This window comes from Sulfurovum sp. NBC37-1 (genome assembly GCF_000010345.1).
In the GTDB taxonomy this organism is placed as follows: Bacteria; Campylobacterota; Campylobacteria; order Campylobacterales; family Sulfurovaceae; genus Sulfurovum.
Window position 1 is genome coordinate 361,137 of record NC_009663.1, and the last position, 22,888, is coordinate 384,024.

The following is a 22,888-nucleotide window of genomic DNA, read 5'->3' on the forward strand; positions in this document are numbered from 1 at the left end:
CGCACCCTGCGGAGGTATCTATGATTTGTTTATGTTCGGCTTCTGAGTCAAGAGCGTATTTGTTAGAGAAGTTCGGTATTGAATTTGAGCAAAAATCTGTTGATTTTGATGAAGATCAGATCGTGAGCGATGTTGCAAAAGATTTTGTCTATCTGGCAAGCAAAGGCAAACTGCAGACTGCTGAAAAACGCTATGGATTGGATATATCGTTACTGACTGCAGACAGCGTAATTGCTACGGCGGAGGGGGAGATACTCAGAAAACCTAAAAACAGGGAGGATGCCAGACGTATCCTCTCTTTGCAGAGCGGTTCATATATTTCCATCATCTCCTCTGTGCATTTTAAAACCAAAGCATTTCTTTTTACCGATACCTCTGCAACCCATTACCATTTTGCAAAGTTTGATGCAGATGACCTTGAAGCTTATCTTGAAAGTGAACTCTGGCAGGGAAAGGCAGGCGGATGCATGGTCGAAGGGTTTTGCAAAAAATACATCAAATCAGTGGATGGATATGAAAGCACCGCCATGGGACTGCAGGTAGAGGCACTGCTTCCCTGGATAGAGTGGGTGAAGCAATAGATGTATGAGAACGAACTCAAAGCCCTGAAAAAAGCAGGCCGTTTTAGAGAGCGGAAGCTTTTCGATGAAAAACTGACCGATCTGGCTTCCAATGATTATCTTGGACTGGCAAACGATAAAAAACAGTTCAAAAAACTCTGTACGCTTATGGATACCTATGAAACCTTCTCGCCCAAAGCCAGTATGCTTGTCAACGGATACCATCCCATCCACCGACATTTTGAAGAGACGCTCAGTGGGCTGAACGGATTTGAGTCCGGATTGGTCGTCGGGTCCGGTTTTCTGGCAAATATGTCACTGGTGGAAGCACTGGTGCGCAAGCACGATATGCTTTTTATGGATGAAGAGTATCATGCTTCCGGGATGATGGCGACCGGACTGCTAAAGGATCGGGTCGTTTTCTTCAGGCATAACGATGCCGGGGACCTTAGAGAGAAAATGTCCAGCTATCCTGCCAAACGTCAGATCATTGCCGTTGAGGGTGTCTACTCCATGAGCGGTGAGGTATGCAGCAGGGAGGTATTTGATATAGCCAGGGAGAACAGTGCACTGCTTATCGTCGATGAAGCACACAGTTCGGGAGTACTGGGTAAAAACCTATTGGGTGTATTTGAACATTACGGGATAGAGATATCATCGAACCATATCAAGATGGGGACACTGGGTAAAGCATACGGCAGTTACGGTGCCTACATACTTGCCAATGCGGAAATCGTCTCTTTTCTGGAGAACAGGGCCAAACCGATCATCTACTCTACCGCTCCTTCTGTCCTCGATACTGCTCTGGCTCTGATCAACATAAAAACGGTCAGCAAAAAAGCGGCCAGATACCGGGTGAAGATCGATGCAAGGCTCAGGATCGTAGAAGAGGTACTGGGGATAAAAAGTGAAAGCCTGATCATTCCCATCCCCGTGAAGAACAACGAAGAAGCACTTCGGCTGCAAAAAGCAATGATGGATAAAGGCTTCCTCGCAGGTGCGATAAGACAGCCCACGGTCGACTCTCCCATACTGCGTGTGATACCAAGACTCGGCGTCCCGAAGAAGCATTTGCGAAAAGCATTGCATCTCATTAGCGATACTTCGCTACAATCATTTAATAATTAAAAAAAGGTTTTATGTGTTCAGCAGTTTGATCAAAGGCTCCATCATCTTGATGATCATCTTCATTGTTGCGTTGACGGCGGCATTCATCTATGCCTATGAAGAGATCTCTCTGGATGCAGACAAACTGATCAATTATCAGCCTGAGATCTCTTCGGTCATCCTGGACAGGAACGGGAAGAAACTCGCGTATGTGTTCAATAAGCAACACCGTCTTTATGCAAGGTATGATGAGCTTCCAAGCCATCTAGTCGAAGGGCTTGTCGCGATGGAAGATACGAAGTTCTTCGAGCACAATGGTGTAAATCCGGATGCGATCGTCCGTGCCATCATAAAAGATATCAAGGCCGGTAAATTTGTAGAGGGTGGAAGTACATTGACCCAACAGCTGATCAAGAACAAGATCCTTACTAACGAGAAAAAACTGGCGAGAAAGATCAAAGAGGCGATCCTGGCACTCAAGATCGAACATGAACTGACCAAAGAACAGATTATCGAGCGTTATCTTAACGAGATCTCTTACGGGAACAATTATTTTGGTATCAAAACTGCTGCGAATGGTTACTTCCATAAGGAACTCGATGAGCTGACGCTCAAAGAGTCGGCGCTTCTGGTCGGTCTGCCCAATGCACCGAGCTACTACAACCCGATCAGACATTACAAGCGTGCGCTCAACCGAGCCAACAATGTTCTCTACCGTATGAAAAGCCTGGGATGGCTAACGGAGAGTGAGTACCTAAAAGCGGTCAAAGAGTCTCCAAAGGTTTATAAAACCTCGTTGACTCAGAACATCGCCCCCTATGTCGTGGATGAAGTGGTCAGGCGTTTCAAAGGACGTGGGGATGATATCAAAACTGCCGGATACCGGATCTATACGACCATCGATATGAAACAGCAGAAGATCGCAAAAGAAGCGGTCGACTATGCCTATAAGAAAGTATTGGAGAAATACAGGGAGAAGCCGAAGACTTCGACCATCAATACTGCTTTTGTCGCAGTGGAGAGCAAAACAGGGGACATACTGGCCATGATCGGCGGGGTAGATTATAAAAAATCGGCGTTCAACCGTGCTACACAGACGCTCAGGCAGCCAGGTTCGGCCTTCAAGCCTTTCATTTACCAGACGGCGCTCGATATGGGCTACAATCCTGCCAGTCCTCTGACAGACCTTGCCAGAACGTTCCAGTATTATGAGAATGGTAAGCCAAAAGTATGGTCGCCAAAGAACTATGAGAGGGACTTTAAAGGCTTCATGCCTCTCAGGGAAGCATTGGTACATTCCCGGAACCTGGCAACGATCAACCTTGTCTCCGAGATCGGGGTCAGTACCATCAGAAAACGCCTGGCTTTCCTGGATGTACCGCATATTCCCAGAGATATGTCCATCGCACTGGGAAACCTTGGTCTGTCCCCTATGAAAATGGCACAGATCTTTTCCGTCTTTGCCAACGGCGGCCATATGATCGAACCCAGACTGATCTCCAAAGTGATCTCCAAGGAAGGTGCGGTGATCTACGAGACCCGTCCCAAAGAGATCGCCAATTTCACGACACCCGAACAGGCTTATCTGATGACGGATATATTGATGGACGTGGTCAAGCGCGGTACGGGAAAAAACGCAAGGGTCAAGGGGATAGAGCTTGCAGGGAAGACCGGTACGACGAACAATGGTGTCGATGCCTGGTTCTGCGGTTACTCTCCGACGATCGAAGTGATTTCCTGGTTCGGACGGGATGACAACAAGCCTATCGGACGCAAGGCTACGGGCGGTGCACTGGCCGCACCGGCTTTTGCCTATTATTTCAGGAAACTTCTCAAGGAGTACCCTGAAACAAAGCGGACTTTCGATATTCCTGAAGGGGTATACAGAGGGGAATATAAAGGAAAAAGCGAACTGTATACCAAGACTTCCCCTTTGCCTGAGGATAATAAAAAGAAAACCGAAGAGGAGAATCAGACGGATGACGTGATGGATATATGGGATTCGGATACCCAGGTCCAGTACCCGGATGATGCTACAGACGTCAGTCCTGATGAGGAAAGTCCTTTCGCCGAGACGATCAATATTGACGATGAGATTATCCAGGAGGGACCTGTCAATATTGACGATCCTCTGCATCCGACAAGAAATGAACCGGTAGTGCCTGCATCCAGAGACAGCGGCACTATGTTTTAACAAGAAAAAGGAACAGTATGCACAGTTTTGCCCCGGAAATAATGCTGATCACCATACTGAGTCTGGTGATCTTCTCAGATGCCCTTGCCAATAAGATCAAGATACCTTCCGTCTTTTTGCTTCTCATTGGTTCATACCTTATCTATACCTATTTCAAAGTGGCCGTTCCCATAGACCTGACGACACATTTCGATACGATCATCCTTTTCTGTATACCGCTGATTTTCATGGGCGATGCCCTTCATCTGCATTTCTCCGATATCAAAAAACACGGTTGGAGCATCTTCTATCTGGCGGTGATCGCAGTGGCACTCTCCATCACGGTTGGGGCAAGTCTGTACCATTTCAATGTATTCGAGGACCTGACGCTGGGTGCCTACGTATCACTCTTTGCGATCAATATGGCCACGGATGCGGTTTCTGTACAGTCCGTGCTCTCCCGTTTCAAAGGGATAAGCCATGACATCAAAGTACTCATCGAGGGTGAATCGCTGGGTAACGATGCTACGGCGGTCATAGCGTTCTTTTTCATAGGACTCCCCTGGATGATGAGTGGAGAGATCGATGCTATGCATGCAACTACTGAAGCTCTGCGTGTGTTTGCCGTAAGTATCGGTATGGGACTGGCCACAGGATATGCGTTCTATATGCTGATGAAGCTTTTCTCGGACAGGCGGGGTGAACTGTTTGCTTTTATCATAGAAGGGTATGCCGCCTATGTTCTGGGAGAAGAAATGCATGTAAGTGGTATTCTGACGCTGATCACAGCGATCATCGCTACCAAAGCATGGATCGATATGGATATCAAAGCCCTTGAAGAGACGGAAGAGAAAAAACGAAAAAGTTTCATGCGTACTTTGCGAATGGGTTCAATTGTCGCGACGACCAGGGAGCGTCTGGAATATATTTATGAGATGGCAAAGGAGTTTGGTTACATTGCAGCCGTTATGATCTTCTTTGTTTTGGCGGAGATGGTGGATGTTGATACACTGTGGAGCTATCGAATGGAGATACTGATCATGTTCGGTGTTACCACGCTTATACGTGCGCTTTCGATGGCGAAGTTTGCTTTTTTTGGAAAGACGATCGATTCTATCAAGCCGGTAGGGTTTGAGGGGTGGTTCATCCTTACCTTCTCTGGGATGAAAGGGGCACTCTCCATTATCCTGGTCCATATGATACCGGCAGATTACGAATACAAAGTACTCTTTGAAGCGGTGACGACTGGTGTGGTGATACTTTCTATCTTTGTGTACGGCACTACTTTATGGGCATATTTTACCTTCTTTAAAAAAGAGGAGGAGACAAAGTTATTCGTCCATTGATTCTGCGTCTTTATACAAGGCTTAAAAATCCGCTCCGATCACACAGGCCTTGTCTCCCTGGGCAGATTCAAGATCTGTGATATTGCCGTTGCTCTCATGATCGAGCCAGTCAGCAAGGTTTTCTTCATAACAGGTAGCATTCGGATCGGTAATTGATCCCTCTTTTTTGTTATATGTTTTACAGGTGACACCCAATTCGGTAACCAGTACTTCCGGGTTTTCAAAATCATTGCTGATCAATCCGTTTTTGATCGTGAAACATGCTGCACGATTAACGTTGTTGATAATCACTACCCGCTCTTTGAGCTTCATCGTATCGGCAGTCACATCTCCGCTGATTGCATCGTTGACCGCAGTATTGATCGCATCATCAATGGTACTGCATCCTGTGAAGAGCCATAGTGCTGCTATAAATATACTTGTATTTTTCAGTGTCATATATCATCCTTTGGGCAGCATTATAGCAGGAGGAAGATGAGAGGGTTTTAATGAATATGTTTTTTTGATAGGAAAATGTAAAGAAGATATATTCCCAGGCCAGAGCCCGGGAAGAGGTACTAGCAAGAGTAAGTTGTTTTAAACTCAAATGCTGTCGGGCGAGACTCGTCTGGCCATACTTGTCTCTCGAACATATAGTGCTGATACGCATCGAGGAACTCTGGTGTGAAGACAGGCTGAAGGAAATCGTTATCTGTAATAAGACCTTCAAGCGCTTCACGTAGTGTATGAGGCATTTGAGGGATACCTTTTTCACGGATCTCATCAAGAGAAAGTTCAAAGAGATCTTCATCCATTGGACCGACCGGCACAGTTTTGCTCTTGATACCGTCAAGACCTGCCATCATCATAACTGCAAATGCAAGATATGGACATGCTGTTGAGTCAGGGAAACGCATTTCGATACGTGTTGCTTTCTCACCTGCACCGTAAGGGATACGGCAAGAAGCTGATCTGTTCTGAGAAGAGTAAGTCAGAATAGACGGTGCTTCAAATCCAGGGACAAGTCTCTTGTACGAGTTAGTACTTGGGTTTGTAAATGCTGCTACGGCTGCTGCGTGTTTAAAGATACCACCTGTATAGTGGATGGCCATCTCAGAAAGGTTGCCGTAATTCCCTTCTTCGTAGAAGAGGTTGCTGCCGTCTTTCCAAAGAGACTGGTGTACGTGCATACCGTTACCGTTGTCTCCAAAGAGTGGTTTTGGCATGAATGTAGCCGTTTTACCGTTGAGGTGTGCTACCATTTTAACGACATACTTGTACTTCTGGACGTTATCCGCTGCACCGATGATGTCGGAGAATACGATACCGATCTCGCCCTGTCCCTGGGCCACTTCATGGTGTCCCAGAATGACTTCAAGACCAACTTCTTCAAGAAGAAGCATCATTTCAGCTCTGAGATCCACCATGGAATCTGTCGGCTGAACCGGGAAGTAACCGCCTTTTGTTCTTGGTCTGTGACCCATATTGCCTATATCATCAAATCTTGAAGGATCGTTCCATTCACCCTCTTCCGTGTCAACTCTATATCCCGCTTCATTGATATTGTCCGTGAATTCTACATGGTCAAAAATAAAGAACTCGTTTTCAGGACCGAAATAGGCTGCATCGGCAATACCGATCTCTTCAATATGCTGCAATGCTTTCTTGGCGATTGATCTTGGACATCTTTCATAAAGTTGACCTTTGTAGATATCATAAACGTCACAGAATACGATGATGGTGGAATCAGCTGTGAACGGATCGAGGAATGCTGTCGGTACATCCGCTTTCAAGATCATATCTGATTCATTGATCGGCTGCCATGCTTCGATGGAAGAACCGTCAAACGGGAAACCGTTCTCAAGGTTTTCAGCGTTTACCGCACTCATTCTGTATGTCAAGTGATGCCATGCACCTTTGATGTCTGTGAAACGAAGATCAACAAACTCTACTTCATTCTCCTCGCAGTATTTAAAAAACTCGTCGATGTTGTTAACGAACTTACCCATTAATTTCTCCTATAAATTTTAGTATCTACTATTATAGCCACTAATCATTAAGTTTTTTCAGACTTTTTGCCTAAAAAATAACCAATTCCCTATCACGGCCTTCAAAAGTAACAGCTTTGGTGTATCCGACCTCTTTTGCAAGTGCTACAGCCTTCTCATAACCAAATCCCACCTGCTCCACACTGTGTGCATCCGAAGAAAAAGTAATAGGGATATCTAATGCATAGGCTTCCTGAAGCAGTGCTTTTGAGGGGTATATTTCGCCGATGGGTTTACGCAGTCCGGCGGTATTAAGCTCTATAACCATCTTGGACTTTTTAATGCTCTGAAGTGCCTCTTTTGCAAGGATTCGGGTATCGGTCTTTGGGAGATACTTGAAGACTTTGATGAGATCCAGGTGCCCGACAATGTCAAATTTTCCCGAATCGGCCATCGCCTTGGTCGCTTCGAAATAGGCTTGCCATATTTCGTCGATATCCCTGTTCTTCCAGCCGCCTATGAATTCCGGGTTGTCAAAACTCCACTTATCGATGAAGTGTACCGAGCCGATGAGGTAATCCACATCGGCATTAAGTACATTCTCCTCCATATGTCCGGGAAGCCAGTCTACCTCATAGCCGAGCAGTATCTTGATCTGGTCTTTGTACCTCTCTTTGGCAGAGAGTACATCATTGACATAGGCATCCATATCACATAAAGGCAGGCGGTATTTTTCATCAAAATCCATCGGGGCATGCTCAGAGAAACCGTAGATATCAATGCCGAGATCGATGGCTTTTTGTATGTATTCATCAATAGTGCCTTCAGCGTGGTTGCAGCGTGCTGTATGGTTGTGCAAATCTATGCGTGTTCTTTTATTCATGTGATGATTTTAGCATAAAAACTGTTCTTTACTACTAATAGGGTAAAATTAGAGCCATTTATCGGGAGGCAAATATACCCGATACAGCAATAAGCGTTAGGACAAAAATGACAGAGAACAAGAAAGTAGAACTTTTAGCACCCGCAGGAAACCTTGAGAAGATGAAGATCGCACTCAACTACGGGGCAGATGCCGTCTATGGCGGTACCAGCACTTTCTCTCTGCGTATCCGTTCGGGAAAAGAGTTCGACATGGATTCTTTTGCACAGGGGATAGCCTATGCCCATGAGAGAGGCAAGAAGGTCTACTGTACGGTCAACTCCTTTCCGTTCAATTCGCAGATAAGGCTTTATGAGAATCACATCGCCAAAATGGCAGAGCTGAAGCCCGATGCACTCATCGTCTCAAGTCCCGGTGTAGTGAAGATCGCCAAAAGGATCGCACCGGATATTCCCATTCACCTCTCCACCCAGGCCAACGTGATGAACGCGATGGATGCCGAGGTCTATTATGATCTGGGTGTGAAGCGTATCATCGTGGCACGTGAGATCAGTCTGAAGGACTGTGAAGCGATCAAATCGGTGATCCCGGACCTGGAACTTGAAGTCTTTGTGCACGGTTCGATGTGCTTCGCCTACTCGGGACGATGTCTTATCTCGGCTTTGCAGACAGGACGCGTTCCCAACAGAGGTTCCTGTGCCAATGACTGCCGTTTCCCCTACGAAGTCTATGCCCACAATCCCGAAAGCGGGACGACCTTCAGGCTCGATGAGGAAGAGGGGATCGGAACCTACATCATGAATGCCAAAGATATGAACATGGCTTCGCATATCGATGAGATACTCGACAGCGGTGTGATCGACTCACTTAAGATCGAAGGGCGTACAAAATCACCCTATTATGCAGGGGTGGTCACAAAGGCCTACCGTCATGCCATCGATGACTATTATACCAAAGATTTTGATGCTTCACGCTACCAGAGAGAGCTGAATACTACACAGAACCGCGGATTTACCGATGCTTACCTGACCTCGCGTCCCTTCGAAAAGAGCGATGCCGAGTCTCATGAATTTTCCATCCAGTACGGAACACATCAGGTGGCCGGGCTTGTCGGAGAAGATGGTACGACATGGCGATGCAAAGACAAGACCTGTGCAGGAGACTCTGTCGAGATCGTTCTGCCTGTGGGAGCAAGTGTGGAACTGGTCGACAATGAATATGGAAAGATAGACGAGGTCAACGGACAGTACTGGCTGACGTTCAAAAAGATCGTCACAGCCGATGGCAAAGAACTGGAATGCGTACATAGCGGCAATCTGAATGCACTGGTTCTGCCTACGCCTTTACCGGGCTATACGATTCTGCGAAGAAAGATCGCCGAGGCACTGAAGAAAAAAGGACTCATAGCGGAGTCCACTCCTATGAATCTTGAACCAAAATCAACATAAAAGGAAGCAAATGAAATTCGTATCGATCGTAATGGGAAGCAAAAGCGACTACACTATTATGGAAGAGAGTGCAAAGACCCTGGAAAAGTTCGGTGTACCTTATGAGATGATCATCTCTTCGGCACACAGGTCTCCGGAAAGAACAAAGAATTACATCAAAGAAGCTGAAGAAAAGGGTGCGCAGGTATTTATTGCGGCAGCGGGAATGGCGGCACACCTTGCGGGTGCTCTGGCAGCAAGTACGATCAAGCCGGTACTGGGCGTACCAATGGAGAGCGGACCGCTTAGAGGAGAAGATGCCCTTCTCAGTACAGTCATGATGCCGGGCGGAATGCCTGTCGGAACTGTAGCCATCGGTAAGGCAGGAGCCGTCAATGCGGCCTACCTTGCTATCCAGATCATGGCACTTCAGGATGATGAGCTCAAAGTCAAACTTCAGGAAGACCGTATTTCCAAAGCGAAGAAAGTAGAGCTTGACTCTTCCGAGATCGAAACGATACTGTAACCCCAAACACTCGTTCCCACGCTCTGCGTGGTAATGAATACTTTAAATTAGACGTAAAAGGCAAAGCATGGAACTCCAACTTAAAAATATTGGTATGATTAAAGAGGCTAATATAAAATTAGATGGTCTTACTGTGATTGCTGGGGAGAATGATACGGGGAAGAGTACTGTTGGGAAATTTCTATATTTTACTTTATGTCATGACTTAAAGACAAAAAAAGATATTGATACTTTGTTTGAATCCATTTTTAAAACAAATATCGCGAAGTACAATACTCCCCCATCTTCAGTGGAAAATAACAATAAAGACTTCAAGTTGCAACCGATTTTTATTGAGACTCCACTAGTCTGGAATTTCACAGATTTTTTTAGAGATATAGCCCTTGTTGAATCTCAAATGAATATAGAAATTGATTATCCATATCTTATGAAAGATTTGAACTTCAAACTTTTTATAAAAAATGCTTCTAATGGAGTAGATATAAAAGAGAAAATGACCTCTTTAATGGATGGTAAATTTGAAAAAGATGAAAAGGGTAGTTACTTCTTTAATCGTAATGGAAAGAGAATAGAACTTGTCAATACAGCGACAGGTATTAAATACTTTGGAATCTTTCAAGTTTTATCTCAAAATAATTATCTAAATAAAAATACGGTTTTAGTTTTAGACGAACCTGAAGTCCATCTTCATCCAAAATGGCAACTCGAGATGGCAAAAATCATCGTAGAACTTGTGAAAAATGGGGTGAAAGTATTGGTAAATTCTCATAGTCCTTATATGATAGAAGCACTACAAAGATATAGTGAATTAGCAGAAATAAATTCAGATTTTTATTTAGCAGAAGATGGCTATATCAAAAAAGAAAATAATAGCAACTCAGAGACTTTAGCAAAAATATTTGAAAAACTCTCTGAACCTTTTGATGTGTTTGAAGAGATGGACAGTCAGAAAATGAAGAAGTTAATCAATGGCTGATATAAGTCATTTTATACGAGAATATCAAAATTTTCAAAGTACGTTTAGAAAGACAAGTTTTGATAGTGACAATAGTCAGTATTTGTGTAATGATGAAAGTCAAAGTGTTCTTAACTTCGATAAAGTTTTAGCAGAGAAATATCCAGATAGTAATGTGCGACCTAAATCATTTGATGCTCTTTATGTTTATGAAAATATTATTTTTTGTATAGAGTTTAAAAATCAAAAACCATCACAAATAAATAACCAAGATATTTGTGAAAAACTAACAGCAGGTAAGGCTGAATTAGATACACTTTTACAATCATTGAATATTCAATCTAACAATTATAATTTTGCTTATTGTGTTGCTTATAAAAAGTGTATTGAGCCACGTGATAGATATAAGTGTGGTATTGATAAAGGTAAAATATTGTTCGGATTAAAACAATATAAGAATGAAGGACTAGTAAAAGAAATTTTTACACAGGATGTAGATTTTTTTACAAAAGAATTTAAAAAACAATTTCAAAAGGAACTAACGTGTTAACATTTAGTGATATGTTACTGAAACTTCAGCAATTCTGGGCAGAGCAGGGATGCAACATTGTCCAGCCGTACGACATTCCGGCGGGAGCGGGAACCTTTCATCCTGCTACACTGCTTAGAAGCTTGGATTCAAAACCGTGGGCAGCTGCCTATGTAGCACCGTCGCGTCGTCCAACCGACGGACGTTACGGAGAGAACCCGAACAGACTTGGTGCCTACTACCAGTTCCAAGCATTGATCAAACCGAGTCCGGACAATATCCAGGAGCTTTACCTTAAATCTTTGGAGTATCTTGGCCTCAACCTCAAAGAACATGATATCCGTTTTGTCGAGGATAACTGGGAATCACCGACACTGGGTGCCTGGGGCCTTGGTTGGGAAGTCTGGCTTGATGGTATGGAGGTGACGCAATTCACTTACTTCCAGCAGGTAGGAGGGATCGCCTGTGATCCGGTAGCCGTGGAGATCACTTACGGTACCGAGAGACTGGCGATGTACCTTCAGGGTGTCGAATCGGTGTTCGACATTGTGTGGAACAGGAATGGTGATGAAGTGACGACCTATGCGGATGTGCACAAAGAGAGCGAATATGAATTTTCCAAATACCACTTTGAAGTGGCAACGGTAGAAAAACTTTTTCAACATTTTGAAGATGCCAGTAATGAGTGCAAGCTTTGTCTTGAAGTAGGACTACCGCTTCCTGCCTATGACCAGTGTATGATCGCATCGCATGCTTTTAATGTTCTGGATGCCAGAAAAGCGATCTCTCAGGCGCAGAGACAGAACTACATTCTGAAGGTGCGTGAGCTTTCCATCGGATGTGCGCAGTTGTATAAAGCGCAGGAAGAGGAGCGTAACCAAAGAGTACGGGGTACATAGATTGCGGATTATTGTAGGGTGCTGTCCCCTGACGGCACCAATGAAATAATATATCAATAGAAAGGTGCTGTGAGGGCACAGCACCCTACGAAGGAATAATATGAAGCTACAAGAAGTATATGATTTTCTGGACAAACTTTCCCCCTTTGAACTCCAGGAGAAATGGGACAACTCCGGACTGATCGTCGGTGAGATGAAGCGTGAGGTCCCGCAGATCGTCGTCTCACTGGATATAGACAGTGATATGATAGAAGAGGCCAAAGAAGGTACCCTTTTCGTGGTACATCATCCGCTGATATTCGGTAACCTTACGCAGCTTGATTTTGCCAAGTATCCCTCCAACCTCCTTGAGAAGATGATACTGAAAAAACAGTCACTTATCGCACTGCATACCAACTTTGACCAGACACATCTGAACCGTTATGTTTTCGAAAAAGTCCTTGGGTTTGAAATGGCATCCCAGGAACCTTTTGTCTGTATGGCAGTAGGTGAATGGCATTACCATGAACTGCTTGCTTTGCTTAAAGAAAAACTGCAGCTTCCGACGCTTAAAGTGATCGGCAAAAAAGAGAAGATAACATCCATTGCGATGACTACGGGAGCGGGTGCTTCACTCATGGATGAGGTTGAAGCAGACTGCTTTCTGACGGGAGATATCAAGTACCACGATGCGATGAAAGCTATGAGCGAAGGGCTGATGATGGTGGACATCGGACATTATGAAAGTGAGCGCTTTTTTGCCGAGATACTTTTGGCTGAATTGAAAGTTTTACCTATTTTGGCTATAATTGCGAATTCTAAAAACCCGTTTCATATGGAAACACTTTGAAAAAACCCTCAAAACCCCCAAAGGATAGAGATTGAACAAACATTTACAAGAGCTGATAGAGCTTTCCAAAATAGACAAAGCGATCGACAGTTACAACCCACAGCTGGAAGCAGCTGACAAAAAAGTAGCAAAAGTACAGAAGAAGATAGATGCTGCTCAGTCTGAATTGGATGAGCTTGCTTCTGCTATTGCCGATAATGAAGAGAAGATTACAGCGTTTGAAGAGCAGCTGACGCTTCTTAACGAGCAATTGGCTTCCAATGCGAAAAAATCCAAAGAGATCTCGACTGAAAAAGAGATGAAAGCACTTTCTCTTGAAGAAGACATTGCCAAAGAAAAGATGACCTTTGCCAATGAAGAGATCGAAAGACTTCAGGGTATCAATGAAACGAAAAAAGAGTTGCTTGCCGAAGCAGAAGCTAAAGTGAATCTTCTGACGGCAGAACTCTCAGAGATCAACAGTGTTGTTTCCGTTGAAAAGGCCGAGATCGAAAAAAGCAAAAGCGATCTTTTCATTCAGAGAGAAGAGCTTAGCAGAAACATTGAACAGAAGGTACTTTCATTTTATGAAAAGATCCGTATCTGGGCAGGTAATACGGCAGTAGTTCCTGTAAAGAAACAGGCATGTTACGGATGTTTTATGAAACTCAATGACAAGACCTATTCTGAAGTGATCAGAGGTGACGAGATCGTGAACTGTCCTCACTGCGGTCGAATTCTTTATATTGAAAAAGTTACTGAAGAGGCGTAATTTAAAGCGTGAAGCGTTAAGCGCTGAGCGTTGAGAGAGGAGTGTTGTGGCACTCCTTATCCGGAGGCAGCTTGAATTCTCTATTTTTTTTCTTTTATACTTTAATCCTCTCTGTAGTTTATCTTATAGCACTTCCTTTTTTATTCTTTTATTCTTTTAAACCTAAATACCAACGATCCATTCCCGCACGATTCTTTCTATGGAAAAATAAACCTTTCAAACCAAATGGTGTCTGGTTCCACTCATGTTCTTTCGGGGAAGCCAAAGCGATCAAACCGCTTGTGGATGCATTGCCCGAAGAATCTTTACGTATGAGTACGACCACCCAGACGGGTTTTGATGCTATACGCGACTATACTCAAGAAAGCAGGTATCTTCCCTTTGAACCGCTGCTCTTTTTCTGGATGAAGCCCCAGAAGGCACTGGTGGTCATGGAAGCGGAGTTCTGGTATCTTCTTTTTGCCCTTGCAAAGCGAAAAGGAGCCAAAACACTGCTCATCAATGCGCGCATGAGTGATCGCTCTTTTCCCAAATATCAAAAGATGGCATGGCTTTACAGGCAGATATTCAAACATATCGATGAAGTCTATGCGCAGACCTCCCAGGACAAGGAACGCCTTGAGTCACTGGGGGCCAACAATGTAACGGTCACGGGAAATATTAAACTCTCGAAGCTTCCTTCCCCTACAAAGCAGTTGAAAAAACCAGAGGGTCTGCTTCTGTGCGGGGCAAGTACGCATGAAGGTGAAGAAGCACTGGTCCTTGCAGCGTATCATGCATTAAAAAAACAGGAAGGAAGTGTAAGGCTGCTTCTTGTACCGAGGCATCCCGAGCGTTTTGATAAAGTAACACAGATGGCTGAAGCCTTTACCGAAGCACATGGCCTGAGTATGCAGAGGTATTCTCAGAATGAAGCAATAGAGAGTGATATCGTAGTCGTAGATATGTTGGGAGAACTGGTCAACCTCTATGCAATCTCCGATATAGTCATACTTGGAGGAGCTTTTGAACCCATAGGCGGGCACAATGCGAGCGAAGCGGCGCAGTTCAGATGTAAGATCATTTCAGGGAAATATTATTTTAACCAAAAAGATATTTTTGAAGCGGTGGAAGGCATTGCTGTTGTAGAAGCTTCGAATCTCTCCAAGCGGCTGTTGCAACATGCACTCCTAAAACCTGCAAAGATCAAAGTACGTACAGATATCACACCTATACTTAAAAGTATTGAAACTGCATTGGAAAGATAAAGGCGGAAGCGTTCCGCCTTATATTATTTTACTGGTAGTAGCGTCTTCCGTCACTGCCGATGTAGTAGGTATATCCACGCTCATCTCTGTAGTATCTTCTGTCTTTCTTCTCTTCGTTGTTACCGATAGCTGCACCCGCAAGTCCACCTATGGCAGCACCTGCAAGCGTTGAACCGGTATTATGTCCGATCGCTTGTCCTACCAATGCACCGCCAGCTGCACCGATCAATGCACCATCTGTCGTTTTACTTGTCCCTGTCGAAGCACAACCTGTCATTGCGATCATAGATGCTCCGGCTACCGTCAGTATTGCCATATGTAATTTTTTCATTTGAATTGCCTCCATATTTAGTTATAGTTACATTTTAATTGTAGCATAAAATTCAATAGAATGTTCATTTTTTTGGATGTTAACTGTTTTTTGCTATTGTAGGTACAAAAATCGCAAGGATTCCAAAATGTTCTATGAAATTCACGATACAAAAGTCAGTATGCGTATCAAAGCTCAGCCTGCAGCGAGCAGGAATGAATTTTGCGATATCTACGGGGAAGATGCCATCAAGATACGCATCAAGGCACCGGCAGTCGAAGGTGCGGCGAACAAAGAGCTGATGAAATTTCTTGCAAAAAGTTTCAAAGTTCCAAAAAGTGATATAATTTTCAAATCAGGACAGAACAGCAAGATCAAAATAGTTGAGTTTCCATTGACTGAAAAATTTCAAAACTGGGTTGAAACTGTGAAATAACAATACTCCGGCGTGAAGCAAATGGTATATCCACCCCTTCGGGGATAGTGCTTCTTGTCGTATTGTGGTTATACATAACATATGGAAAAAATGCAATAAAATAAAGAAGGTTATATAGAAATGGCTACAGATAAAGCATACAAAGTACTGGCCCAACAGCAGGGTATCTCCAATAAGAAGGCAAAAGAGCTGATAGATAGAGGGCTCGTATTTGTGGATGACCGAAAGGTCAGGATCGCAAGGGCTGAGATCAATACGGAGACGACATTCCGTATCGAGTACCCTGAGGACATAGAGATCCTCTACGAGGATGAAGATATCATCGCTGTGAACAAACCGGCACAAGTGGACAGTTACGAGATCCAGGATGCTATTGAAGGCGCGGAACTTCTGCACAGGCTCGACAGAGATACAAGCGGTGTGCTGCTTCTGGGCAGGAATAGAGAGTTCATAGAGAGAGCCATCAAGGAATTCAAGAACAGAAGGGTAGAGAAACATTATGTAGCCTGGGTCGATGGTGTGATCTATGAGACTGTGGAGATCGATGAACCGATCTTCACCGTCAAGAAAGGTAAAGCCTTCTCTATGATAGACCCGGTACGGGGTAAAAAAGCACATACGGTCGTACATCCCGAAGAGGTACAGGGGAAAAAGTCCAAAGTGAAGATCGATATCACGACAGGGAGGACACACCAGATTAGAGTGCACCTGGCGCATATAGGCCATCCGATCGTGGGCGACGAGCAGTATGGAAGCCGTACACAGGCCAAGCGTATTCTACTGCATTCGGCCAAAATGAAGATACTCGACTATGAATTCAATGCGAAAGAGCCTAAAGATATCGCAAGATACAAATAAACTTAAAGAGAAGTATAGAGGTAAAATAAAAATAATAATACTAGCGATGCCAATCCAACAGGTGGAACACGCCAACTGCTAGCATCATGATATAAAAAAGTAAGGAAGCACAATAAAATATGGTATCAAAACAGATGATGACAATAAAAGTAATGCTTATGGCGCTGATGATGGGTTTTATCTCATTGTCTGCTGCGGATTTGGAAGGGTATGCGGAAGTAGAGAGACAGGATCAGGAAGCATTCAATAAAGAGATGTCTGTAGAGATAAAGAAACAACTTAAAGATGCTTCCAAATATGTAAACTACCTCTATAAGGTCATCGATTATCAACCGGTCTGGGTAGATAAAGATTACCTCTCTTACCATACGGAAATGTTGATCTCCGAACTTAAAGATGATTTTAAAAAGGGCTTACACAAAGATCTTGTTGCGCAGTACAAAGCATTGATGCCCAACGAAAACCATGCATTTGCTTCAGACTCCATCGAAGACAGGGCAAAAGTTGAAATAGGAATCATGAAACTCTATGCAAAGCGCATTGATGACATTTTGAAAAACAAAAAGAGCAAATATGATGCCGTGACCCTTTTGAAAAAAGCGGTGGCAGAGAAAAGTATTATGTCTGCGATCGATGAAATTGCAGACGAGAGGATCATCGATACAACGTTCCAGCGTGACCTGAATCTGACAGTATCGGAAGCCAAGCAGGCCAAATACAGAGCACTGGCTGCAAGACTCATCGGCAAAGACAAAGATGACAGACTCAAAGCGATGTACGAGCTGCTGAACTATCAGCCTATCTGGATCACGGAAAAAGGTTTGACCGACTACAGCAAAACACTTTTTTCCGAGATAGAGTCGGATATTACTCTGGAGAAGAATTCTACTATCTACAAGGAGTATGAAGCCATTAAAAATGCGGAAGTACCAACACAGAAGAAAGAGATCGCTGCCATGGAGTTCAAGATCGGCAAGCTGTACCAGAAGTTCATGGCACATAAACTGTATGGCGACATAGACTGGAAAAAATTCCAGCATACCATTCGGACAACTATGAGACATGGCGTATGGACAGTGCATCCTATTTTGGAGACGCCTGAGGGATTACTCATAGAGTCTATGAAACACAAGTCTCTGGAGTACGCATTCAAAAAGGCAAAACCGGTATTCAACCACTATGACAGAATGCTACAGGCGTTGAAAAGATACAAAGAGATCGCTGAAAACGGCGGTTGGAAAAAATTGCCTGAATTTAAAAACCTCAAACCCGGAATGAGTTCTTCTGTTGTGCCTGCTTTAAGAGAGAGACTGGCCATAGAGGGTGACTATGTCTGTGACAGCAATGAAACAGGCAATCGTTACAGAGGATGCCTGGTAGATGCGGTAAAGAAATTTCAGGCAAGACACGGTCTTGAAGCAGCAGGATTCATAGGAAAAATGACACGTAAAGCTTTGAATGTCAGCGCTGAAGAGAAGGTAAAAAAACTGAAGCTCAACCTTGACCGGATCAAGTGGATCAAACGTGACAATGAGAGGTATCATATCTATGTGAATATTCCTTCATTCCATATGTATATGTATGACGACAAAGAGATGATTCGCACCATGAGGGTCATTACGGGAAGAAAAGGGCATGAGACACCAATCTTTTACGGACGGGTCAGAACCATTGTACTGAACCCATACTGGCGTATACCGCCAAGTATCATCAGGCATGAGACTATTCCCAAACTGCAAAAAGATCCGGGCTATACCAATAAGAAGAACATTGAGATCCATACCGGATATTCTGAACACTCTCCAAAGGTCAACCCGTACAAAGTGAACTGGCACAAGTACGGAAGAAAATTGCCTCCATACAGATTTATGCAGTCTCCGGGTGAAAAAAATGCTTTGGGAAAGGTGAAATACCTTTTCCCGAACAAGTACTCTGTTTATATGCATGATACCAATCAGCGCTATCTGTTTGTAAAAGATTACAGAGCATTGAGCCACGGTTGTGTCAGACTGCAAAAACCCTTTGAATTACTTGAAACCTTTGCAGAGATAGAGCCGAAGATAGATTATGAAAGATCTAAAGAGATCCTGGATGAAAATAAAAAAACGCCGTACAGATTGTCAAAGTCGATTCCAGTCGATATTGTTTACTTGACCGCTTTGGTCTCAAAAGAGGGTACTGTGATGTTCTATGATGATGTCTACGGCTATGACAGGATGCAGATGGCTATGCGTAGGCAGGGACCCAAGAAGGACTGAGTGGGAATTAAGTCCAAGTAGGGTAAAATCGCGGCAGTATTAGTAAAGAAAAAGATAAAAAATAGGGTAAAAGATGTTCGATACGTTAACCGACAGTTTTAAAAATGCCATTGGAAAGATCCGTTTTCACGATGATGAAAAGGCACTGAAAAAAGCCACTGCAGAGCTTAAAAAATCACTTTTGAAAGCAGATGTACATCACAAAGTGGTCAAAGATCTCATCTCCAGCGTTGAGTTGGAGACGAAAAAGAACGGTGTTGGGAAAGACAATTTTCTCAAAGCGCTTCAGGACAAACTGACAGATATACTGACCATAGAAGGTGCACCGAAAGGTTTTACTTTCGCTTCCAAACCACCGACCGTTGTATTGATGATCGGTCTTCAGGGATCGGGTAAAACAACCACGACAGGTAAATTGGCTTATTTTCTCAAAGAGCAGAAAAAGAAAAAAGTGTTGGTGGTTGCAGCGGACCTTCAGAGGCTTGCGGCTGTAGAACAGCTCAGGCAGATCACCTCGCAGATCGATGTGGATCTGGTAGCCGATGAGAATGCTACACCGACAGAGATCGTTAAAAGAGCTTTGAAGAAAGCGGAAGATGAACTGTATGATGTCGTACTCATAGATACGGCCGGCCGTCTGGCTATCGATGATGAGTTGATGGATGAGCTTGCCGAGGTGAAAAAAGTCGCCAATCCGGACGAACTCTTCTATGTGGCGGATGCCATGACGGGGCAGGATGCTGTCAGAACGGCACAGACCTTTAAAGATAAGATCGGTATTACCGGTGTGATCCTCACCAAGTTCGACGGTGACTCCAAAGGGGGCGTGGCACTGGGGCTCACACAGCAGGTAGGTGTACCGCTCCGCTTTATCGGTGCAGGTGAGAAGATGCCTGACCTCGAGCAGTTCATCCCTGACCGTATCGTCAGCCGTCTGATGGGTGCAGGAGATGTAGAGTCTCTTGCGGAGAAAGCCGCCGCTGCGATCGACCCAAAAGAAGCCAAACGTATGACGCAGAAGATCAAGAAAGGTCAGTTTAACTTTAATGACTTCCTTGATCAGATGGAGCAGATGAAAAAGCTGGGAAGTATGAAGTCCATTATGGGAATGATTCCGGGTATGGGTAACATGGCTAAGCAGATCGGAGACATGGACCTTGAGAATTCAGATGAGATCAAAATGATCAAAGCGATGGTCTCCTCCATGACGCCAAAAGAGAGAGAAAATCCGGACCTTCTCAACAATACACGTAAAAGACGTTTGGCAGCAGGTTCCGGTCTAAGTCAAATGCAGGTCAACCGCCAACTCAAGCAGTTCAAGTCTGCTGCTAAAATGGCAAAGAAGATGTCAGGTAAGGGCGGTATGAAGCAGATGCAGGATATGATGAAGCAGATGCAGGGCGGTGGCGGCTTCCCGGGAATGACACGTTAAACACCGGGATAAGACCAGTTTAATAAAAACTTTATAATCATTATGGTAAAATCGCGTTCCAAAAGAATTTACAAAGTTTTGATGAGTACTTTACGTCATTAAAAAGTAGTTGTCAGAACTTGTTACAAAAATGTATGACTTTTCCTCGAGACATGCATAAGCAAAAGAAAAAACATTAAGGATATAACATGACAATGATCAGAATGACAAGAATGGGTAGAAAAAAGAAGCCATTTTACAGAATCGTAGTAACAGACAGTAGAAAAAGAAGAGACGGTGGCTGGATCGAAGCGATCGGTCACTACAACCCGGTCTCTGAGAACAAAGAGCTTACGCTTGATGAAGAGAGATTGAACTACTGGCTTTCTGTCGGTGCACAAATGAGCCCGACTGTAAAAAGACTTGCAGGTAAAAAATAGTCTAAATGGTAAGAGACTTTCTTCTTGCCTATACTAAACTTCTCGTGAACAATCCGGAGGATATCTCTCTGGAGATCACAGAAGTGGATGAAGGATTCGATGAGATCACCATCTTCGCCAACAGTGAAGATATCGGTAAGCTCATCGGCAAAGAGGGAAGAATGATTAATTCCATTAAAACAGTCATCTCCGGCTGTAAAGCAAAAGGCGGTAAGAATTACCGTGTCAATGTCAAAGCAGCAGGCTGAAACAGAACTTCATGCAAAAACCAATCAATGAAAATTTTTTTATCGCTCAGATCGGGCGAACCGTAGGACTCTGGGGCGACCTGAAACTCCATCTTCATACCGATTTTCCCGAACAGTTCAAAGTGGGGAACAGCTATCAGAGCAACCGCGGTGAACTGACGATATCCGATATCAACTTCAAACGCGGGACCATCCGTTTCCAGGGCTATGAAAGTATTGATGCGGCTAAAAAACTGACCAATACAAAACTCTATGCCGATGAAGCGCAAACCAAGGAACAATGCCCTCTTGAAGAAGGACAGCATTTCTGGTTCAATGTGATTGGATGTACGGTAAATCAGGGTGATGAGTTACTGGGTGTGGTGGATGATATCCAGCGTCTGGCGGATGTTGATTATCTTTCCATCAAAACTGATAAGGCTTTGGTAGATACAGGTCTTCCCAAGAATTTCCTTGTACCCTATATCGACCGTTATGTGATCAATACAGATGAAAAAAGCAAGATCGTTCATGTCAAAGATGCGAAAGACATTTTGGAAGCAAGTTGATGCACTTTTCTTTCGTAACACTTTTCCCCAATATCATTGAGGGGTATTTCTCAGATTCCATTCTCAAACGTGCTATTGATGACGGCAAGATCTCCATTGATTTTTATAATCCCCGCGATCTAACTACAGATAAACATAACCGTGTCGATGCACCGATGATCGGTGGTGGTGCAGGAATGCTGATGACCCCGCAGCCTTTGATGGATACACTTTCAAAGATCAAAGAGGAATCTCCTGAAGCGCATATCGTTTTTCTCTCTCCTGTAGCCAAACCGTTCATACAGAACGATGCAAAACGCCTGGTAAAAAAAGAGCATATTGTTTTTGTCAGCGGTCGTTACGAGGGGATAGACGAGCGTGTCATCGAGAGGCATGCCGATGAACTTTTCTCCATCGGTGATTTCATCCTGACCGGAGGTGAACTGGCAAGCATGGTGCTCTGTGATGCCGTGGCAAGAAATGTGGAAGGAGTACTGGGGAACAGCGTTTCTCTGGAAGTAGAGAGCTTCGAAGCCTCGCTGCTTGAAGCCCCTTCTTTTACAAAACCGATAAATTACGAGAATAATGAAGTTGTTTCAGAGTTCTTAAAGGGTAATCATAGTAAAATCACGGACTTAAAAAGAGGGTTGGCTTTGTGCAAAACAAAGTTCTTTCGACCAGACTTATACAAAAAGAAGGTATAACCGATGAGAAATAAATATATTGAAAGCTTTGAAAAAGCTCAATTGGAAAACAGAAACATTCCCGAATTCAGAGCGGGTGACACTGTAAAAGTGGCAGTAAGAATCAAAGAAGGTTCCAAAGAAAGAGTACAGAACTACGAAGGTCTTTGCATTGCGATCAGAGGTCAGGGTACAGGCAGAACTTTCATGGTAAGAAAAATGGGAGCGAACTCTGTAGGCGTAGAGAGAATCTTCCCGCTTTATTCTGACAGCATCGAGAGTATCGAAGTACTCAGAAAAGGTAGAGTAAGAAGAGCGAAGCTGTTCTATCTTAGAGAGCTTAAAGGTAAAGCTGCCAGAATCAAAGAACTCCGAAGAAAATAGTTCTTTTGTTCGATTTGCACTCATCTTTTCGGAATGGGTGCAGTCACTTACTTTCGTAAGCTCCTTTACCCAAACCCGCAAATCTAAGTACAACTCAAACAAAATAATCTATTTTACATTTTTTAACTACAGCA

General features: G+C 43.9%; 25 protein-coding genes. 21 read left to right on the forward strand and 4 right to left on the reverse strand.

Features of this window, described 5'->3' with window-relative positions; all coding sequences use genetic code 11:
* The first annotated feature begins 20 nt into the window (after window positions 1-20).
* From maf to SUN_RS01830, 4 genes are read left to right on the forward strand one after another with little or no spacing between them, the layout of a single operon-like run.
* Complete coding sequence (gene maf, locus SUN_RS01815; RefSeq protein ID WP_011980041.1) at window positions 21-581, forward strand: septum formation inhibitor Maf; 561 nt, start codon at window positions 21-23, stop codon at window positions 579-581.
* On the forward strand, window positions 582-1,688 hold the full coding sequence (locus SUN_RS01820; RefSeq protein WP_011980042.1) for an aminotransferase class I/II-fold pyridoxal phosphate-dependent enzyme: 1,107 nt from the start codon (window positions 582-584) through the stop codon (window positions 1,686-1,688).
* Window positions 1,689-1,701: 13 nt separating this feature from the next.
* Window positions 1,702-3,861 carry a penicillin-binding protein 1A gene (locus tag SUN_RS01825; RefSeq protein ID WP_011980043.1) on the forward strand — a complete coding sequence of 720 codons (2,160 nt, stop codon included), beginning with the start codon at window positions 1,702-1,704 and terminating at the stop codon, window positions 3,859-3,861.
* A gap of 17 nt (window positions 3,862-3,878) precedes the next feature.
* On the forward strand, window positions 3,879-5,186 hold the full coding sequence (locus SUN_RS01830) for a cation:proton antiporter (protein WP_011980044.1): 1,308 nt from the start codon (window positions 3,879-3,881) through the stop codon (window positions 5,184-5,186).
* Between the two features lie 21 nt (window positions 5,187-5,207).
* Here SUN_RS01830 and SUN_RS01835 read toward each other — a convergent pair whose 3' ends face one another.
* From SUN_RS01835 to SUN_RS01845, 3 genes are all read right to left on the reverse strand, one after another.
* The gene (locus SUN_RS01835; RefSeq protein WP_011980045.1) at window positions 5,208-5,624 is read right to left on the reverse strand and encodes a hypothetical protein; all 417 of its coding nucleotides are present in this window, start codon (window positions 5,622-5,624) and stop codon (window positions 5,208-5,210) included.
* Window positions 5,625-5,743: 119 nt separating this feature from the next.
* Window positions 5,744-7,174, reverse strand: coding sequence for a type I glutamate--ammonia ligase (gene glnA / locus SUN_RS01840; protein WP_011980046.1), 1,431 nt, complete (start codon window positions 7,172-7,174; stop codon window positions 5,744-5,746).
* Between the two features lie 70 nt (window positions 7,175-7,244).
* Window positions 7,245-8,036, reverse strand: a complete 792-nt coding sequence (locus SUN_RS01845) for a histidinol-phosphatase (protein WP_011980047.1) — start codon at window positions 8,034-8,036, stop codon at window positions 7,245-7,247.
* 107 nt (window positions 8,037-8,143) lie between these two features.
* On the opposite strand from SUN_RS01845, the gene SUN_RS01850 reads away from it, so the two are divergent.
* From SUN_RS01850 to waaA, 8 genes are all read left to right on the forward strand, one after another.
* A complete protein-coding gene (locus SUN_RS01850) occupies window positions 8,144-9,484 on the forward strand; it encodes a peptidase U32 family protein (protein ID WP_011980048.1) in 1,341 nt (446 codons plus the stop codon).
* A 10-nt stretch (window positions 9,485-9,494) separates the two neighbouring features.
* Window positions 9,495-9,989 carry a 5-(carboxyamino)imidazole ribonucleotide mutase gene (gene purE / locus SUN_RS01855; protein ID WP_011980049.1) on the forward strand — a complete coding sequence of 165 codons (495 nt, stop codon included), beginning with the start codon at window positions 9,495-9,497 and terminating at the stop codon, window positions 9,987-9,989.
* A gap of 67 nt (window positions 9,990-10,056) precedes the next feature.
* On the forward strand, window positions 10,057-10,965 hold the full coding sequence (locus tag SUN_RS01860; RefSeq protein WP_011980050.1) for an AAA family ATPase: 909 nt from the start codon (window positions 10,057-10,059) through the stop codon (window positions 10,963-10,965).
* The gene (locus SUN_RS01865) at window positions 10,958-11,494 is read left to right on the forward strand and encodes a hypothetical protein (protein WP_011980051.1); all 537 of its coding nucleotides are present in this window, start codon (window positions 10,958-10,960) and stop codon (window positions 11,492-11,494) included. Before SUN_RS01860 ends, SUN_RS01865 begins: the two co-directional genes overlap by 8 nt.
* A complete protein-coding gene (glyQ, locus tag SUN_RS01870) occupies window positions 11,488-12,372 on the forward strand; it encodes a glycine--tRNA ligase subunit alpha (protein ID WP_011980052.1) in 885 nt (294 codons plus the stop codon). The genes SUN_RS01865 and glyQ overlap by 7 nt, the downstream gene beginning before the upstream one ends.
* Before the next feature lie 100 nt (window positions 12,373-12,472).
* Window positions 12,473-13,201 (forward strand): Nif3-like dinuclear metal center hexameric protein, encoded by a 729-nt coding sequence (locus SUN_RS01875; protein ID WP_011980053.1) that lies wholly within the window; start codon window positions 12,473-12,475, stop codon window positions 13,199-13,201.
* A gap of 31 nt (window positions 13,202-13,232) precedes the next feature.
* On the forward strand, window positions 13,233-13,952 hold the full coding sequence (locus tag SUN_RS01880; RefSeq protein ID WP_011980054.1) for a zinc ribbon domain-containing protein: 720 nt from the start codon (window positions 13,233-13,235) through the stop codon (window positions 13,950-13,952).
* Between the two features lie 71 nt (window positions 13,953-14,023).
* Complete coding sequence (waaA, locus tag SUN_RS01885) at window positions 14,024-15,199, forward strand: lipid IV(A) 3-deoxy-D-manno-octulosonic acid transferase (RefSeq protein ID WP_041672653.1); 1,176 nt, start codon at window positions 14,024-14,026, stop codon at window positions 15,197-15,199.
* A 28-nt stretch (window positions 15,200-15,227) separates the two neighbouring features.
* Here waaA and SUN_RS01890 read toward each other — a convergent pair whose 3' ends face one another.
* The gene (locus SUN_RS01890; protein ID WP_011980056.1) at window positions 15,228-15,530 is read right to left on the reverse strand and encodes a glycine zipper domain-containing protein; all 303 of its coding nucleotides are present in this window, start codon (window positions 15,528-15,530) and stop codon (window positions 15,228-15,230) included.
* A 127-nt stretch (window positions 15,531-15,657) separates the two neighbouring features.
* Between SUN_RS01890 and SUN_RS01895 the strand changes: the two genes are divergently transcribed.
* The 9 genes from SUN_RS01895 to rplS all read left to right on the forward strand — a co-directional run bounded on the left by SUN_RS01895 (window position 15,658) and on the right by rplS (window position 22,754).
* Window positions 15,658-15,945, forward strand: a complete 288-nt coding sequence (locus SUN_RS01895; RefSeq protein ID WP_011980057.1) for a DUF167 domain-containing protein — start codon at window positions 15,658-15,660, stop codon at window positions 15,943-15,945.
* A 120-nt stretch (window positions 15,946-16,065) separates the two neighbouring features.
* Entirely contained in the window at window positions 16,066-16,803 is a 738-nt protein-coding gene (locus SUN_RS01900) for an RluA family pseudouridine synthase (protein ID WP_011980058.1), read from the forward strand.
* A 119-nt stretch (window positions 16,804-16,922) separates the two neighbouring features.
* Window positions 16,923-19,061, forward strand: a complete 2,139-nt coding sequence (locus tag SUN_RS01905) for a L,D-transpeptidase family protein (protein WP_011980059.1) — start codon at window positions 16,923-16,925, stop codon at window positions 19,059-19,061.
* A gap of 73 nt (window positions 19,062-19,134) precedes the next feature.
* Entirely contained in the window at window positions 19,135-20,493 is a 1,359-nt protein-coding gene (ffh, locus tag SUN_RS01910) for a signal recognition particle protein (RefSeq protein WP_011980060.1), read from the forward strand.
* A 188-nt stretch (window positions 20,494-20,681) separates the two neighbouring features.
* A complete protein-coding gene (gene rpsP, locus SUN_RS01915) occupies window positions 20,682-20,912 on the forward strand; it encodes a 30S ribosomal protein S16 (protein ID WP_011980061.1) in 231 nt (76 codons plus the stop codon).
* A 5-nt stretch (window positions 20,913-20,917) separates the two neighbouring features.
* The gene (locus SUN_RS01920) at window positions 20,918-21,160 is read left to right on the forward strand and encodes a KH domain-containing protein (RefSeq protein WP_011980062.1); all 243 of its coding nucleotides are present in this window, start codon (window positions 20,918-20,920) and stop codon (window positions 21,158-21,160) included.
* Window positions 21,161-21,171: 11 nt separating this feature from the next.
* Entirely contained in the window at window positions 21,172-21,708 is a 537-nt protein-coding gene (rimM, locus tag SUN_RS01925; RefSeq protein ID WP_011980063.1) for a ribosome maturation factor RimM, read from the forward strand.
* Window positions 21,708-22,391: a tRNA (guanosine(37)-N1)-methyltransferase TrmD gene (gene trmD, locus SUN_RS01930; protein ID WP_011980064.1), complete on the forward strand. Its 684-nt coding sequence runs from the start codon at window positions 21,708-21,710 to the stop codon at window positions 22,389-22,391. The genes rimM and trmD overlap by 1 nt, the downstream gene beginning before the upstream one ends.
* Before the next feature lie 3 nt (window positions 22,392-22,394).
* Complete coding sequence (gene rplS / locus SUN_RS01935) at window positions 22,395-22,754, forward strand: 50S ribosomal protein L19 (protein ID WP_011980065.1); 360 nt, start codon at window positions 22,395-22,397, stop codon at window positions 22,752-22,754.
* Window positions 22,755-22,888: the final 134 nt, after the last annotated feature.